Genomic DNA, 16,269 nt, shown 5'->3' on the forward strand with positions numbered 1-16,269 from the left:
TCAGGGACGGGAACTGTGCCCGTCAGAAGGGCCGAACGCCTTCGTCTCGGTGATGCGCACGCAGGCGACAATGCCGACCACGCCGGCTCCGATGATCGAAAACACCATCTGCCACGTCGGCGAGGGCATGGTGTGCTTCACGATGCCATGGGTGGCGTGGAAGCCTGCGGCGGCAGCCGGGACGACGAATGCGGCGGCGATGAGCAGACGGGACCAGATCGGGTGGACGGTGGCGAGCAGGAACCGGCCCATACCGAAGGTCAGGGCTGCGGCAGCAAAGCCGACAAGGATAGCTCCGGGCCATCCGGCGCCGGTGCCATAGGCCCATGTGCCCGCCATGATGCCCGCAAACAGCGGGAATGCGAATACCGCCAGCGTGAAGAGCAGCCAGCAGAGGGATGCGGTCGCCGCCATGCTGAGAAGAATGCCGATGAAGATCATGGGGGCGGCTCCATAAAATCAGATCGACGCGCCTCCACCACCACGATGCACCGGCGGGATTGGCGTTGGCGTCTGAGCACGAGCGCACGCCGCCTCCGTCGGTAATGGCCGCCTGTTCGCCTCTCAAGAGGCGAAGGGGTCGATTTCGCGGACGATGGCGGCTTCGTCGCCGTCATATTCTGCAGCGGGGGCGACAGAGAGCGTGCCGTCGCCGGCGCGGAAGATGACGACGGTGGCCATCAGGGTGGTGGCGAGGCTGAAGGCGAAGGCGTGAGCGATCTGGGCGGACATCGACCTGGCTCCTGCGCGAGCGGAGGTCCATCCCCCGCTGACAGGCGCCCGAAAGGGCCGGCCGGTGGCCGCAATCACCGCGTGAGGCGCAGCCGGAGCGGCGGCACGCGCAGCGTAGTCCGACCCTTCATGGGTTGATGGCGTCAGGCCATCGGCTGGACCCAAGGATCAGCGTCGTGAAGCGGGGATGGTCGTCCGGTCAGGAGACCGTGATGGCGGGTTGCCGCGCAGGTCGCTTCCGCAGCGTTGTCAGGTTCAACACGTGCTGACTGTGGCAGGTCGTCAGCGTTCCACGTTCCACGGATTGATGACCGCCACACCGGCGGCGTCGAACGCGCTGGTATCGCGCGTGGCCACAGTGAAGCCTCGGGAGGCTGCGATTGCGGCGATATAGCCGTCGGGCGTCGGAAAGCCCTTCCCGGCCGCACGCGCCTTCACGGCAAGGTCGGCATAGCGTCGTGCGGCAGCAACATCGAACGGCAGGATGCGGTCGGCGAACAGCTCCATCACCCCGTCCAGGGCTTCGGTCAGCCGGTCTTTGCGCTTGCCCGCGGGCAGCGCACCGATGCCATACAACAGTTCGGCAATGGTGACGCTGGAGAGATAGAGCGTCTCGGCCGCCTGCTCGTCGAGCCACGCCCGCACGGTGTCGTCGGGGACGGGCTTCATCGCCTCCGAGATGACATTGGTGTCGAGAAGGATCATTCGAAGCTCATGGGCTCGGCGGGCGTCCTGTCGCGCGCAGGGCTGAGGGCATCGACGTCCTCATTGGTCAGGCCGAGGCGGCGGCTGCGTTCCGCAAGCGCCGTGCCGAGGCGAAGTCGCGTGTCAGGGCGAACGGCAGTCTCTAGGATCTCGCGCATCTCGGCTTCGGTGCTGCGGCCATGCTGGGCCGCGCGCACCTTGAGGGCACGGTGCGTCGCCTCGGAGAGGTTGCGGATTGTCACTGCGGGCATGATGGCGCCTCCCAGTAAGGCTGATAGCGTTGATAGCAAAATAGATAATTTGCTATCATATTCAAGATAGCAGGTCAGGTGGCGCTTATGCGCCACCGGAGCCGAAGCGATAGACCGGGATGCCCATCTTGTGGGCCTTGTCGGCGAGATTGTCCTGAATGCCGGTGCCGGGGAAGATTACGACGCCGATCGGCACCACGTTCAGCATCTGGTCATTGCGCTTGAAGGGGGCAGCCTTGGCGTGCTTCGTCCAGTCAGGCTTGAAGGCCACCTGCGGCACCTTGCGGCTGTCGGCCCAGAGGGACGCGATCTTCTCGGCGCCCTTTGGGGAGCCGCCATGCAGCAGCACCATGGCCGGGTGCCTGGCGTGGATCTGATCGAGCTTGGCCCAGATCTGCCGGTGATCGGCGGTGTCGCCACCAGAGAAGGCGATCTTTGGCCCGGCGGGCACAAGCACCTCAGTGTCGGCACGCCTTCTGGCGGCGAGGAAATCCCGGCTGTCGATCAGCGATGCAGTGAGATGGCGATGGTTGACCCGTGATCCGGCCCGTGGCGTCCAGGGAGAGCCGGTGGCGATACGGTAGCGGTCGGCGGCGGCCTCGCGGAAGGTTTCCATGCCGTCGCGCCGGTCGATCAGGTTCATGCCGATGTTGATCAGGCGCTCGAGCTCCAGTGACTTCACCTCCGAGCCGTCCTGTTCGCGCTGAAGCTGCTTCTGGGTCTGCTCATTGTCGTCGAGCTTCTGTTCGATCCGGTCCACGGCGCGGTGGAATATGTTGACGGTCGACCAGAGGAGATCGGGAAGCTCGGCATCAAGGCTGGTGTCGGTGATCGTGGCGACCAGGGCATCGAAGATGTCGGCAACGGCGCCTTCGGTGAGGCGGTCTTCCGGCGGCGGGCGCTGGTCGCGTTCGTCCTCGGAAGGACGATGACCGTGGAGCTGCAATTCCTGGATCAGGTGCTCGGTCGGAGATGAGACGTGGTGCGGCTCGTGGTCGTCATGCGCGCTCATGGGATGCTCCGTCGGTTTGGACCGCTTGCCGTGGCGGCCTTCATGGCGACGAAGCCGGCGGACGGGACGGACCTGCACCCGGAGCGCGGGCATGGTCCCCGAAAGTGGGAACCGGTTTCGGGACAAGACCCTGCCGGAAAAGCGCAGAGGGCCGCAGCGCCAGCGGAGGATGGCGAGAAGCCGGCGATTTTGCCTCGCGATGGAAAGCGGCCCGAAGGCCGCGCCGGAAAATCGTCGGCGGCAGCCATTGCCGATCCGGCCCGGCTGACGGCCGATCGCCCTCTCGAAGGCGCAAGGCGCGGTCCTCTTGCCGTTACCGACGCATCCTTGCCGGCATGGCGGCCACGTCTCGCGGTTCAGCCCGTTTCGGCTATGGGGCCAGGCTCATGAAGCGCACGACATCTTCCGGGACGAGTTGCACCCGAACACCCGTCCGCAGGGCATCGATACCGAGCCGTTGGAGATCCTCGTTGAAGTCCTCGAGCGCTGGCGACAATGGGATGGTCTCGATCCCCTCGGCGTTCGCCCGTTGGATCAGCATGTCCCGTGCGCCGTCTCCCGCCGGATCGTTGTCGCGGACGATGTAGAGCCGCCGCAGCCTCAGTGGGAACAGGATGGCAGCCAGATGTGCTGCCGAGAGCGCGGGCGCCATCGCCATGCTCGGCAGGACCTGCCGGAGAGACAGCATGGTCTCGATGCCTTCGCCTGCCGCCATAACGTCACCGGCCACGCCGATGCGGACACTACACCCAAGCAGATCGCCCATCGCCTTGCGCGGCGTGTCGACTGGAGCCTTGTCCGAGCCGTCGGGTGCAAGCCAGGTGCGGTGTACGCCGGTGATCCTGCCGGAGAGATCGGTGACGGCGGCGATCATGGCGGGCCAGGTCTCGCTCGGGCCGTCGTCAGGCTTGTAGTAGCAGCGTGGATGGAAGCGGAGGTTTGCGGTTCCGTGCAAAAGCGTAATGCCGCGTCGGCGCAAATACGTCTCTGCGATGGTCCCGGCGATGGGCTGCGACATGGCAAATAGCCGGCGAGCCGCTTCGACCGACCCTGATGGAGCCGGCATGACGCGGCAACGTGGTGCTGCGGGCTCCAGTTCGGGATGCGGCAGGTTGAGAAAGGTCCGCGCCTCGTCGGCAACGTCAGCGAAGTCGGTGAGGCCCAGCGATCTGCGGATGACGTCGAGGAGATCGCCATGTTCGCCGGTGGCGGCATCGGTCCATTTGCCAGCAGGCCCCTTCGCGGACACCTGGAGCCGGACAAAGAGCGAGCGGCCGGGCGTGTTTCTGATATCGCCGACCAGCCAGTAGCGCCCCTCCCGGCGCCCATTGGAGAGATAGTGACGGCACACGGCTTCGGCCCGATCGGCGAGCCGGCGCGACAGATCGTGAGCAATCCCGGACATGGCGAGCTTTTCAAAAACAAAGGCCCGCCGACGGAGCCGGCGGGCCGAGGTTCAGGATCGTGTTGAGGGTTACTCCGCCGCCACGGCAGGGGGGATGTCCGTGGTGTATTCAGTATCCTCAAGACTCTCGTCTTCGCCCATGACCGTTTTGCCGTCCTGCGCCGCCGTTTCTTCGCCGGCCTCCGGTTCGGTTCCGCGCAGCGGTTCCGGGAGCCAGCCGGTATCAGCCAGCAACGTTTCGGCCTCGCGGGCCATGTCACCCTTCTTCAGGTGCGCGATGCGATCCGACGCACGCGCCCCCTTCGCCTCGCTCACCGCCAGCAGAATGCGGGCCTTGGTGACCCGGCCGAGGAAATTGTCCACGGTCGGCTTCCACCCGGCGGCCGACATGTCGAGGTCGACGGCGCGGGCGAGTTGATCCGCATGGTGGAGTGCGCGGGGGCGCCGGTTCCAGGCCTCGTGAACGGCGTTCACCGACAGGCTCACCACATGGGCGAACAGGCCGGAGCGGCTGTCGCTGTCCCAGTCGTGCAGAGCTTCCCAGAGATCGACCGAGTCCTTGGGCAGAAGCTTGGCCCAGCCCTCATGCCGGGCGTGGATCGCCGCAGCCGAGGCGCTGTCGTTCAGCCCCGGCGCCTGCGCGCTGAAGGTGACGCTCTTCAGGTCGAGTTCGAGGCAGCTATCCAAGCCGTAGCGATAGAAACTCTTCAGCGTCAGGGTATGAAGGGCGGCGAGGAAGGCGACATCGGGCCGCTCGCCCAACGCCTGGCGCAGGCCGAGCGTGCGATGCGAGGTCAGCTCGGTCATGAGCCGGTCCGAGAGCGCCGACAGCCCTTCGTCCTCCTCGGGCTCGGGCGTCGACACGTCTGCCATGACGGACTCGCCGGTATGCATAGCCGCCGCCGCGATGTGGTGCGGCCCGGCGTCTTCCGCGACGACTTCGGGCTCCACCGGCAGTTCGTCCTCCGGCCGCACATAACCGCGCTCAATGCGCACCGTGCCATCATGGGCGATGCTGACGAAGGCGCCGGCGCGCGCCACATCCAGCGGATCGAAGGTGATCGGACGCGCCTCGAAGGCCTCGATCGCCGTCTCGATCTCGCCGAGCCGGGCGTCCACCTCCTCCGGCAGTTCATCCGCCTCGGCGTATTCCGTGGACAGGCGATCATATTCCGCCTGAAGGGCATCGCGGCTGGCTTCTTCCTCGGCGGTGGACGGGATGGTTTCGCCGCGTAACTGGCGCAGGCCGTAGGTGTGGCCATAAGCGAAGTCCGGGGCCATCTCGACCCATTTCCAGCCCTCGGCGGCGACAGCGTCGGCCTCGGCCTTCAGCTTCTCGGCCACCAGCCGATCGACCAGCGCGACATCCTGCAGCCAGCCGCCATCATCACCCTGGAACAGGTCGCGCAGGATGGTGCCGCCGGCCTCGATATAGGCCTCGAGGCCGATGAACTGGGCGCGCTTGTCGCAGGCGCGGACAGCACCCTCGGTCAGCATGCGGCGGATGGCGTAGGGCTGCTTGTCATAGGAGGTCTTCAGCCGGTCAAAGACCTGCTCCTGGCGCGCATGGTCGCCGGAAACGGTGAAGGCCATGAGCTGGTCGAGCGTCATGCCGTCCTCGGCATAGACCTCCAGCAGCACCGGCGAGACCGAGGCGAGCCTCAGGCGCTGCTTCACCACGCTGGCGGAGACGAAGAATGCGGCGGCGATCTCTTCCTCGGACTGGCCCTTCTCGCGTAGGGCGAGGAAGGCGCGGAACTGGTCGAGCGGATGCAGCGGCGCGCGCTGGACATTCTCTGCGAGGGAATCCTCCTCGGCGATGCCGCCCTCCCGGATGACGCAGGGAACTGGCGCGGTCCTGGCGAGCCGCTTCTGCTTCACCAGCACTTCCAGCGCCCGATAGCGTCGCCCGCCGGCCGGAATCTCGAACATGCCGGTCTCGACGCCGGCGTCGTCAACCACAGGCCGGACGCTCAGGCCCTGCAGCAGGCCACGGCGGGCGATGTCCTCGGCCAGTTCCTCGATCGAGACCCCGGCCTTGATGCGCCGGACGTTCGACTGGCTGAGCAGGAGCTTGTTGAAGGGGATGTCACGCGAGGGCGAGAGCGTGATCTTCTGAACATTGGTCGCCATGGAAGGCACCTCCGCGACGGGCGGCCAAGAGCCTCTCTCTCGACCTCCAACCCGTCACGAAGCGCAGCGCCGCCCTCTCACTCTGGAGGGCGACGCCGAAGAACCGCAGATCCGCAAAAGCGCAAAGCCGGAGACACGGATCTCTGCATCTCCGGCTTTCCGGAAGTCAGGCGGCCCGATCGAGCAGCTTCTTGGCCCGGCCCTCAAGGTCGAGCCGCGCATCCTGGTGGGGCTTGTCGCGTGCGAGCGCGGTGATGCCCTGCACGAAGTCGAAGATGCTCTCGGGCTTGCGCCCTTCCTCGGCCAGCACCGTGTCGATGATTTTCGCGGTCTCGGCCCTGGAGAAGCCCCGGTTGCGCAGGAAGTCGCTGCGGTCCTCGTCAGTGCGCGCGACGATCTTCTCCCGTGCCGCCTTGATGCCGTTGACGAAGGGCATCGGCGAGGAATTGGCGAAGCGGGTCAGGGCCGGCGCTGCCTCGTGCGCGAAGCGGGAGGCCGCATACTTGGAGTGGCGGATGGTGATCGCCTGGAAATCCTCGACGCCCCAGAGATTGCGATTCTGGCAGACGGCACGCAGATAGAAACTCGCGATGCCGAGCGTCTTGGCCCCCACCTCCGAGTTCCAGCAGTAGAAGCCCCGGAAATAGAGGTCCGGCGAGCCGTCGGGCAGCCGCCCGGCCTCGATCGGGTTGAGATCGTCGACCAGGAACAGGAACACGTCGCGGTCGGAGGCGTAGAGCGTCGTCGTATCCTTGGTGATGTCGACACGCGGATTATAAACGCCCGTCGACCAGTCGAGCACGCCCGGCACCTTCCAGCGCGTGTCGCCGGTGCCGTTGCCGGCGATGCGCTGCACAGCCTCGACCAGTTCGTGGTCATAGATCCGGCCATAGTCCGGGCCGGTGACCGCGCGCAACTCGACGCGGCCATTGGCGGTCTCATAGGTCTTGATCTGCTCGGCGCGGTGCGAGGTCAGGCCATATTGCAGATTGATGCCGGCCAGCGCGGCTGGAAGCTGGCGCAGATACGCGGCCGGCGCCCCGATCTGGGCCGCGAGCTGGCCGAAGGACCAATGGTTCGGCTCGACGGGTGCATCCGCCCCGGGCAGCACCAGCGCCAGCCGCTCGGCATTGGAACGGCTTGCCTCGACATGAATGCGGGACGTCTCCACAAGGCGCGACCGGCTGTGATCGGCCCGGCCCCGCACCATCGCGGCCAGTTCGCCGAGCGACAGGAACCGTTCGTCGTCTGGCCTCGAGAACCACTCCGACGACACGCGGCCGACCCGCTCGCCGCGCGTGACATCCACCTTGTAGCCGCCAATGGCGTCGCGACCGGAATCCAGAACCTGCATGTTCATGGGGAACACCTCCATGACGGGCGCCGGAAGCCTCTCTCCCGGCCCTCCACCCGTCACGGAACCCAGGTCCATCCCCTACCTTTCATCAGGCATCGACGAATCCGGCCTTGCTCAGACCGTGAGGCCGTAAGGGCGGGAATAAGCTGGTTGCTCGCAAATTCGGTTTCGGATTTGACCTTGATCAGGGAGGCATGGGCTCCACATCGCATAGAGTTTGACGACAACTTGGTCCCCTCTGTGGAGACCCACAGTTTGACTCTTTGCTTGCATGTCCGCCGCGTTAAGACACACGCGAAGTCGACTGACGTTGAGCAAGGGGTAGGCATTTTTGATAAGGGCGGATGACATGTCGGCCGCATCCAGACCGAGGACCTATGAGGGGCACCCGTTTCTGTCCTTCGGTTTCCGCCCACTTTTCCTGCTCGCCTCCCTTCAAGCGGGATTGGCCATCTTGATCTGGCTGCCGTTTATTTCCGGCCGTCTCGACGTGCCGACCGCCTTCTCCCCAGTCGACTGGCATGTCCATGAAATGCTGTTCGGCTATCAGGCTGCGGCGATCGGAGGTTTTTTGCTGACAGCCATTCCGAACTGGACTGGGCGATTGCCCGTTCAGGGCATACCGCTCCTGGTTCTTGCTCTTGCGTGGATCGCAGGCCGCCTTGCGGTTTCGGTTTCGGCGCTGGTGGGCTGGCAAATAGCCATGGTCATCGATTGCCTGTTCCTCGCCCTGCTTGCGGGCGCGGCCATTCGCGAGATCGTCGCCGGACGCAACTGGCGTAACCTGAAGGTCGTGGGGGTTCTCTGCCTTCTCACACTCACCAATGTGGCATTTCATCTTGAGGCCCACCTGGCGGGCGAGGCCCTATATGCCCGCAGGCTAGCGATCGCCGCGATCCTCAGCCTCGTCGCACTCATCGGCGGACGCATCATCCCGAGCTTTACCAACAACTGGCTGGCCTCGCGCGGCGGGGGGCGCTTGCCTGTTCCCTTTGCAGGTTATGACAAGCTCGTCCTTATCCTGACGGCAAGCTCCCTGGCCCTTTGGGTCGCGGTTCCGGAAGGGATGGCCAGCGGGGTGGCACTCAGCCTCTGCGCGGCGCTCCACTTGGTGCGACTCGGGCGGTGGGCAGGAGAGCGGACCTGGCGCAATCCACTCCTGGTCATTCTCCATATCGCCTACCTTTTCGTTCCGGTGGGGTTCGGCCTCACGGCTGCAGCCAGCTTCGGGCTCATCCCAGCGGGAGCCGGCCTCCATGCATGGACCGCCGGCGCCTTCGGCACGCTGACGCTTGCTGTCATGTCGCGGGCCAGCCTCGGACATACCGGACGGCCCCTGAATGCCACCTTGGCAACCAAGGTCAGTTATCTGCTGGTTTTGGTCGGCAGCATCGCCCGCATCATTTCTGCGCTCGATGCAGGTTGGCCCGTCCTTCTTGATGCGGCAGGGCTCTGCTGGTCACTCGGGTTCATCCTCTTCTCGGTGGCATATTGGCCCGTCTTCACAGGGCCGCGTATCGGACAGAAGACACCGAGCATCGCCGTCCAGCGCTGACTTGCATCCTTCTGGACCGGTTTCGTGGGCGCCAGCCATCCTTCAATCGAGCGCGGCACTTCCGGACCTATGCACAGGCCCGGAGGAAATTCGGGTTTCATCGCCCTGAATGAGGCATACAATATTCAAAATTTGAGGGATGGAAATCATGTCCAGAATGACTGTAGCGCCAGCCGCCACCCAACAAGGCCTCCGGACCTTCGAGGTGGAGAGCCGCGCGCAGGAGAGCGAGCAAATCACTTCGTTCACCCTCCGCCCTACTGATGGCCTTCCACCGCCGCCGCACCGCGCGGGCCAGCATCTTGTCCTCTTCGCCGACATTCCGGGGGCGGGTCGACAGAAGCGCAACTACACCATTTCCTGCGCTCCGAACGGGCGCAGCTTCCGCATCTCGGTGAAGCGGGAGGATAGAGGCACGGTCTCACGCTGGCTCCACGACTTTGCGCAGCCGGGCACGCGGCTCGATATCGGCGGGCCGGGCGGTAGCTTCGCGCTGGATGCGGCGCGCGCTCACCCGATGGTCCTGCTCAGCGCGGGCGTTGGTCAGTCGCCCATGGTGGCCATGCTCGAAGCGTTGGCCATTGATGGCGCCTCCGCGCCGGTGCACGCCATCCACTGCACCCGTAATGGCCGCCTCCATGCCTTCGGCGCGCATGTGAGGAACATCGCCGCGACGACGGCGGGCGTCACCTCCACCGTCTTCTACACCCAACCGGACGCGGACGATGCGGCCCAAGGCCGGTTCGACGTCGAGGGGCGGGTAACGCTTGACTGGCTTGCAGAGCACACCTCGCTTGCGGAAGCCGGCTATTTTATCTGCGGGCCGTTCGAATTCCTGAAGACTTTTGTCTGCGGCCTCGCCCGCATGGGCGTGTCCCGCGAGCGACTGCACCATGAATTCTTCGGCCCGGTCGCGGACCTTTGGGACGAGGATGACGGCGCACCGTCGGCGCCGCCCTCCTCTGCCACAGGCGCGACACGCACCTCGCGGCTCACCGGGGGCTTTACCCGCGTCGCGATCGGCGATGCCATGATCGACGCCGCAGGGGATGGCGTGGTCGTTTCCGACGCGCATGGCACCATCACCCTCTGGAATCCCGGTGCTGAACGCATCTTCGGATTTTCAGAGGACGAGGCGCTCGGCAAGTCGCTCGACATCATCATTCCCGAGCCGTTCCGCGCCCGCCACTGGGAAGGCTATCGCGAGACGGTGGCCACTGGGCAAAGCCGATATGGGGCCGGAGATCTGCTCGCTGTACCTGGCTTGCGCCGAGACGGCAAACGCATCTCCATCGAGTTCACCATCGTTCTCGTGAAAGACAGCGCGGATTGCGTAACGGGCATGGTCGCCACCATCCGCGACGTGTCGGTGCGCTTCGATGAGACGAAGGCGCTCAAGAAGAAGATCGCGGACTTGGAAGCCAGGGTCGGCTAAAGCAATCCGGCTCCAAACTTATAAGTGAATGCACGTGGAGAGCGCATCCGAACACTGAGGCTGAAAATCTTGGTATTTCCGGGAGACTCTGTGGCTATCAGCATGTCAGAAGAAGAAGCCGTGCGCGCCCGCGCTTGCCCCGAGAACCGTAACGGCGGAGGCGAGCAGCAGCAGTATATGAAGACGCAGCGCCCGTGTGAGGAAGGCCTGCGGCCGCAACCGAGCAGCCTGCATCAGCCGTGGGCCCAGGAGCGGTTCGATGACGAACACCACCGTCATGAACAATATCCAGACGGCGACCATGGCCGTCATCCACCAGAAGGCCGGTTCGGCAAAGCGATCCCACAAATCCATGCGCCAGGTCATCCAGAAGCCACTTGCCCCAGCGAGCGGAATGGAAGCCCGTACCTGCCGGGAGAAGCCGTGCTCAATGCGCTCGAACAGGTCGATCCCGGCGGCGCCACAGCGCCGGGCGAGCGGCAGCACGATCAGCGTCACGAAGGAGACGCCGCCGATCCAGTGGACAACGGCCAGCACATGCAGCGCACGGGCGATGGTGATGTCGTCGATCATCACGCTCCCCTGGGGCGGAAGGCCGATATCAGGGCAGGATCCGTCTCGATGCGCCCAGCGCCGATGAGGTCGAGGCAATACGGCACGGCGGCGAAGACGGCGTTGAGGCAGGTCGCGATGGCGGCCGGCTTTCCGGGGAGCGCGATGATGAGGGTGCGCCCCCGAACACCCGCCTCCTGACGGGACAGGATGGCAGTGGGCACTTCGGCAAGGCTGGCGGACCGCATCGCTTCTCCGAAGCCCGGCAAGGGCTTCTGGATCACCTCGGCCAATGCCTCTGGGGTGAGGTCGCGCGGCGCGGGACCGGTGCCGCCGGAGGTGAGAATGAGGTCCAACTGCTCCTCGTCACACAGCAGGCGCAGGCAATCCCTCACGCTCACCAGGCCATCTGGGATGATCAGCCGCCGAGGGTCCCAGGGCGAAGTGATGACCCGGCGCAGCCACGCCTCGATGGCGGGACCGCTGAGATCGTCATAGGTACCCGCACTCGCGCGGTCCGAGATGGTGACGATGCCGATGCGGACCATTTCAGCCCCCCAGTGCCGACATATGCCGGGCTAAAGCCGGCGCGCCGCCCCGGCTGATGACGAAATCATGCCCCTTGGGCTTCGCTTTTATTGCACCGGCGATGGCCGCGTTGAGCGCCGGTTCGCCCCCGTCCCGCAGCGGGGTCTTCAAGTCCACCGCATCCTCCTGACCAAGACAGGTGTGCAGCACGCCCGTCGCGCTGACACGCACTCGGTTGCAGCTCTCGCAGAAGGAATGGCTCAGCGGGGTGATGAAGCCTATGCGACCGCCCGTCTGCTCGACACGCGCATACCGCGCCGGCCCGCCCGTGCGCTCCGCCGTGTCCGCGAGATCGAGGCGGGTCTCGATCAGCGCGCGCAGCCGGTCCAGCGGCAGGTACTGGTCAATGCGGTCCACCCCCACATCGCCGAGTGGCATGGTCTCGATGAAAGTCAGGTCCATGCCCTGGCCGTGCGCGAATTGGATGAGGTCGAACACCTCGTGCTCGGTGGTCCCGGCCAGCGCCACCGCGTTGAGCTTCACCCTGAGCCCGGCATCGCGGGCGGCCCGTATCCCGTCCATCACCTGCCCGAGGGCGCCCCGCCGGGTCAGCACCTTGAACCGGCCGGCATCGAGCGTGTCGAGCGAGACATTGATGCGCCGGACGCCGTGGCGAAAGAGATCGCCGGCATGGCGGGAGAGCTGGGTGCCGTTCGTGGTGAGCGTGAGTTCCTTCAGCGCTCCGGTCTTCAGGTGGCGAGACAGGCTCCCCACAAGGTCCATGATGCCCCGCCGCACCAGTGGCTCGCCGCCTGTGAGGCGCAACTTGGTGACCCCGAGGCCGACGAAGGCAGAGGCGAGGCGATCCAACTCCTCAATGGACAGAACCTGGTCTCGCGGCAGGAAGGTCATGTCCTCGGCCATGCAATAGACGCAGCGCAGGTCGCACCGATCGGTCACCGAGAGGCGCAGATAGGTGATACGGCGGCCGAACAGATCGACCATGGCGCAGGCGGGCGGGCTCGGAACGGTGGGGTTGGGCATGGCTTGGCTCCGGCTCACTCGTCCTGCGCCGCGCTGGGACGGCGGGCAAGGGAGCGATCTTGCAGCGCGCCGCATGTGCAGGCGGCGCCGCAGCGGGCGGCGTCCGCGACGTCCATGGAAAGGAAGGCTGCCATGGCATGGAGCCGCACGGCACTCATGGGCTCGAGCGGTGTCGCGGCGATCAGATCGAGTGGCGCGAGGGCGGCGAATTCCCCACTCGACGACAGGGTGGTGCCGAGATCGCGCAAAAGGCCGTCGCCGATGCCGTAGATCCAGCCGTGAAGCGTGAGTTCCGCGCCCCGCGTCCAAGCGGAACGCATGACCGGTGTGGCGGCGAGCCGCCGCATCTGCAGGCAGACATTCAGCTCGCACAGCCGGTCGAGGCGCGCGGACAGTTCCGGCAACGCATCCATTTGTGCGCGATGGCGGCCATAGAGATCGACGATGGGTGCCAACCAGTGGTCCACCAGCCCCTCCCCGCCCGGCCCCTGCGCATTCTCGATGGCCCGCCGAACGCCGCCGCAGCCATAATGGCCACAGACGATGACATGGCGGACGCCCAGCACATCCACAGCGAATTCCAGCACCGCCAACAGGTTCATGTCACTGGAATGCACCACATTGGCGATGTTGCGATGGACGAAGATTTCGCCGGGGTCGAGGCCCACCACGTCATTGGCCGGCACCCGGCTGTCGGAGCAGCCCACCCAGAGGAAGCGGGGCGCCTGCTGTTCCGCGAGGCGTCGGAAGAAGGTCGGGTCGGCCGCGTGCTTGGCATTGGCCCAGGCGAGATTGTTGTCGAACAGTTCGTCGAGCACGGTGCCCGGCCGCGCACCAGCCGAATGCGAGTCAGCCCGGCCCATGGTCGTGACCTCCGCACCCGCCGCCTCCCCCACAGCCGCAGCCACCTTCCGGCTGGGGCTCGAGCGCCTTCGCATCCATGCGGAACGACCATTCCATCATGGTGCGCAGGCAGGTGGCGGCGGGGTCCTCCCCCCGCTCCAGGGCGGTCATGAGGGCGAGCCAGTCCTCGTCCGAGGCGCCGCTGCTGAAGCGGGCGCAGGCGGCCGAGGCATAGTCCGCCGCCCCCTCGCCGAACGGCTCCCCGGCCTGGCGGGCGCGCTCCGCGAGGGTGACATCGCCGAGGGCGAAGAGGGTCTCGCCGGCAAACCGTTCGTCCTCCAGTTGCTTGAGCAGGCTTCCGAGCAGCACGGATACCTCCTATTGAACGAGGGGCGATACGGCCCCTTCCATCGCGATGCCCCGGATCTCGGCGCGTCCGACCAGCAGCGTCAGATATTGCCGCGTGGCGATGTGCCAGGCCGTCAGCTCCAGATGTCCCGCAATCACCGGTTCCGCCATTTCGAACGGGAGGTCACGCCCTTCCACCCGGTGGGCGAGGAACACCACATGGAAGCCGTAGCGTGTCTCCACTGGCTCGGGATGCACCTTGCCGGGGACCATCCCTGCGAGGGCGGTCTCGAACTCGCTCACCGTCTGCCCGCGCCCGATCTGGCCGAGGCTTCCGCCCACCTCGCGGGAGGGGCACGCCGAGTGCGACCGAGCCATCTCCGCAAAGTCCGCCTGTCCGGACAGGAGGGCCGCGAGGATCGCCTGCGCCTTCGCGCGGGCTTCCATACGCCGCTCGCCGTCGTCCGGGCCGGCGGGGATGAGGATGTGAGCGACCTCGAACAGGTCGCCGGTGCGGAAGCTCCCCCGGTTGCGCTCGAAGTGGCGCCGGCAGGTCGCGGTGTCCGCCTTCGGCACGCGAACCTCTCGGGCAAGAAGGGCGCGGATGGTGGCCTCTTCGTCGGTCTCGCGCGCGCCGTCCGGATGGGTGGCGGGTTCCGCTGGGATGCCGATGCGGTCGGCCTCCGCCAGGAGCAGTTCGCGCACCACGAGGGCGCGCGCCGCCGCATGCCAGGCCTCCGCCGGAGTGCCGGCCTGGTGGTTCTGGATCTCCCGCGCGATTTCGGCGCGGGAGATGATGACGCCGTTCACGGAAACCTCGTCCGGCCGGGTGGCCCGGACGGGGCGAGAGGCGCGATGGCTGATGATTTCGGTCATGCCGCTCACTCCGCCGGGCTACGCGCCGGACGACCCGCGACGGGCCCCACGGCGGCGATCGGCATTGACGCTTCGGGACGGCGGCTATGCTGGGGCCGGCGGGTGCGCACCACTTGATAGCCGGTGCGGCCGAGATACCAGACCGGGGCGCTCCACACATGGACGAGCCGGGTGAAGGGGAAGACGAGGAAGATTGTCATGCCAAGGAGCAGGTGCGCCTTAAAGACGAGGCTCACGTCCGCGACATAGGCGGCCGCCGAGGGCTGGAGGGTGAGGATGCCCTGCGCCCAGTTCATGAACTTCACCATCTCGTGGCCGTCCATGTGCTGGAGCGACACGAAAATGGTGGAGAGACCGAGCGTGAGCTGCACCCACAGGATGAGAAGGATCGCCGTATCGCCGAAGCTCGAATTGGCGCGGATGCGCGGATCGAAGAGGCGGCGGTGGGCCAGCAGCGAGATGCCGATGAAGCACATCACGCCGGCGATGCCACCTGCCGTGATGGCGAGGCCCTGTTTGAACGAGTGCGAGATGCCGATGGCATCAAACACCCAGATCGGGGTCAAAAGACCACCGGCATGGCCGAGGAAGATGACCAGGATGCCCACATGGAACAGGTTCGAGCCCCACCGCAATTGACGCTTGCGCAGCAATTGGGATGAACCCGTCTTCCATGTGTATTGCTCCCGATCGAACCGCACGAGGCTACCGAGCAGGAAGACCGTGAGGCACAGATAGGGATACCAGCCGAAGAGCGCGGAATTGATGGCGTCAGACATGTCCTGCCTCCTTCAGGCGGCGGAATGGCGCGCGTCGCGTTGCGCGGCGCGCAATTGGGTGCGGAAGCGGTCCACGGAGCAGCCGCCCATGGCGTCGCCGGGGCCGAACGTGACGGCGGTCTCTTCCCATTCCTTGTCGAGGGCAGCGAGTTCGTCCTCCGGCGAGGGCTTGGGTTCACTCGGCGCCTCCGCCAGCTCCGCGCTGCCGGCAAGGCTGCGCAGCGCGCCGAAAACCGCCGCATAGGGAGAGGTGCGGGATATCAACCGCTCTTCGAGGCCGGCCAGGATATGGTCCACGTCGGCCAACAGGTCCTGCGCCTCCTCACGCGGCCGGGTGGCGGCATATTCGAGGAACAGCGGCAGGAAATCCGGCAACTCGTTGGTCGCGATGAGCAACCCGCCGGTTTCGTAAAGCGCGGCCAGATCGACCATGGCTTGCCCCCGGTCGCGGCTTTCCCCATGCACGTGTTCAAACAGGTGCAAGGAGAGGCGACGGGTGCGGTCGAACAGGCTCACATAGGTCTCTTCAAGTTCGTAGAGATCCTCCTGCGCGAGATTGCGCAGGAGCGGGGCCAGGGCGTCGAACGCGGCCGGCGAAACCCGGCCTTCCTCGGCCAGGGCAGAGGCCAAAGCGGGGACGGCAGCGGTGAGCGCCGCGTCGGGATAGGTGAGAAGCGCGGAGAGCGCGCGCAGCGTGATGTCGGTGCCGGTCAT

The 16,269-nt window shown here is 66.0% G+C and carries 17 protein-coding genes and 1 pseudogene; 2 read left to right on the forward strand and 16 right to left on the reverse strand.

Annotated elements, in window-relative coordinates; all coding sequences use genetic code 11:
• From PV781_RS08830 to PV781_RS08865, 8 genes are all read right to left on the reverse strand, one after another.
• Window positions 1-441, reverse strand: a complete 441-nt coding sequence (locus tag PV781_RS08830) for a hypothetical protein (RefSeq protein ID WP_274775265.1) — start codon at window positions 439-441, stop codon at window positions 1-3.
• Between the two features lie 123 nt (window positions 442-564).
• On the reverse strand, window positions 565-732 hold the full coding sequence (locus PV781_RS08835) for a hypothetical protein (RefSeq protein WP_188079217.1): 168 nt from the start codon (window positions 730-732) through the stop codon (window positions 565-567).
• 282 nt (window positions 733-1,014) lie between these two features.
• Window positions 1,015-1,437, reverse strand: a complete 423-nt coding sequence (locus tag PV781_RS08840) for a type II toxin-antitoxin system VapC family toxin (RefSeq protein WP_274775266.1) — start codon at window positions 1,435-1,437, stop codon at window positions 1,015-1,017.
• Window positions 1,434-1,688 (reverse strand): FitA-like ribbon-helix-helix domain-containing protein, encoded by a 255-nt coding sequence (locus PV781_RS08845; RefSeq protein WP_132030399.1) that lies wholly within the window; start codon window positions 1,686-1,688, stop codon window positions 1,434-1,436. The genes PV781_RS08840 and PV781_RS08845 overlap by 4 nt, the downstream gene beginning before the upstream one ends.
• An 85-nt stretch (window positions 1,689-1,773) precedes the next feature.
• A complete protein-coding gene (locus PV781_RS08850; RefSeq protein ID WP_274775267.1) occupies window positions 1,774-2,700 on the reverse strand; it encodes a DUF2493 domain-containing protein in 927 nt (308 codons plus the stop codon).
• A gap of 370 nt (window positions 2,701-3,070) precedes the next feature.
• Complete coding sequence (locus tag PV781_RS08855; protein WP_274775268.1) at window positions 3,071-4,105, reverse strand: DUF7146 domain-containing protein; 1,035 nt, start codon at window positions 4,103-4,105, stop codon at window positions 3,071-3,073.
• 69 nt (window positions 4,106-4,174) lie between these two features.
• The gene (locus PV781_RS08860) at window positions 4,175-6,238 is read right to left on the reverse strand and encodes a ParB/RepB/Spo0J family partition protein (RefSeq protein ID WP_274775269.1); all 2,064 of its coding nucleotides are present in this window, start codon (window positions 6,236-6,238) and stop codon (window positions 4,175-4,177) included.
• Between the two features lie 166 nt (window positions 6,239-6,404).
• A complete protein-coding gene (locus PV781_RS08865) occupies window positions 6,405-7,598 on the reverse strand; it encodes a DUF932 domain-containing protein (RefSeq protein WP_274775270.1) in 1,194 nt (397 codons plus the stop codon).
• A 346-nt stretch (window positions 7,599-7,944) separates the two neighbouring features.
• Here PV781_RS08865 and PV781_RS08870 point away from each other — a divergent pair, with 346 nt between their 5' ends.
• Together PV781_RS08870 and PV781_RS24050 are read left to right on the forward strand one after the other, a co-directional pair.
• Window positions 7,945-9,150, forward strand: a complete 1,206-nt coding sequence (locus PV781_RS08870; protein WP_274775271.1) for an NnrS family protein — start codon at window positions 7,945-7,947, stop codon at window positions 9,148-9,150.
• Window positions 9,151-9,298: 148 nt separating this feature from the next.
• Window positions 9,299-10,585: a PAS domain S-box protein gene (locus PV781_RS24050; RefSeq protein WP_342455445.1), complete on the forward strand. Its 1,287-nt coding sequence runs from the start codon at window positions 9,299-9,301 to the stop codon at window positions 10,583-10,585.
• Window positions 10,586-10,690: 105 nt separating this feature from the next.
• On the opposite strand, the gene PV781_RS08885 is transcribed toward PV781_RS24050, so the two are convergent.
• The 8 genes and pseudogenes from PV781_RS08885 to narJ form a co-directional block, all read right to left on the reverse strand.
• Entirely contained in the window at window positions 10,691-11,158 is a 468-nt protein-coding gene (locus PV781_RS08885; protein WP_274775272.1) for a hypothetical protein, read from the reverse strand.
• Window positions 11,158-11,685, reverse strand: a complete 528-nt coding sequence (mog, locus tag PV781_RS08890) for a molybdopterin adenylyltransferase (RefSeq protein ID WP_274775273.1) — start codon at window positions 11,683-11,685, stop codon at window positions 11,158-11,160. The genes PV781_RS08885 and mog overlap by 1 nt, the downstream gene beginning before the upstream one ends.
• A gap of 1 nt (window position 11,686) precedes the next feature.
• Window positions 11,687-12,709 (reverse strand): GTP 3',8-cyclase MoaA, encoded by a 1,023-nt coding sequence (moaA, locus tag PV781_RS08895; protein ID WP_274775274.1) that lies wholly within the window; start codon window positions 12,707-12,709, stop codon window positions 11,687-11,689.
• Window positions 12,710-12,942: 233 nt separating this feature from the next.
• Window positions 12,943-13,572: pseudogene (locus PV781_RS08900) on the reverse strand (carbonic anhydrase); the annotation flags it as partial.
• Window positions 13,559-13,921, reverse strand: a complete 363-nt coding sequence (locus PV781_RS08905; RefSeq protein ID WP_274775276.1) for a hypothetical protein — start codon at window positions 13,919-13,921, stop codon at window positions 13,559-13,561. The gene PV781_RS08905 and the pseudogene PV781_RS08900, both read right to left, overlap by 14 nt.
• A 9-nt stretch (window positions 13,922-13,930) precedes the next feature.
• Window positions 13,931-14,776, reverse strand: a complete 846-nt coding sequence (locus PV781_RS08910) for a peptidylprolyl isomerase (protein ID WP_274775277.1) — start codon at window positions 14,774-14,776, stop codon at window positions 13,931-13,933.
• 5 nt (window positions 14,777-14,781) lie between these two features.
• Window positions 14,782-15,555 (reverse strand): respiratory nitrate reductase subunit gamma, encoded by a 774-nt coding sequence (gene narI, locus PV781_RS08915; protein WP_274775278.1) that lies wholly within the window; start codon window positions 15,553-15,555, stop codon window positions 14,782-14,784.
• 12 nt (window positions 15,556-15,567) lie between these two features.
• Window positions 15,568-16,269: a nitrate reductase molybdenum cofactor assembly chaperone gene (gene narJ / locus PV781_RS08920; RefSeq protein ID WP_274775279.1), complete on the reverse strand. Its 702-nt coding sequence runs from the start codon at window positions 16,267-16,269 to the stop codon at window positions 15,568-15,570.

The sequence above is a fragment of the Aquabacter sediminis genome, from assembly GCF_028863665.1.
Lineage (GTDB): Bacteria > Pseudomonadota > Alphaproteobacteria > Rhizobiales > Xanthobacteraceae > L1I39.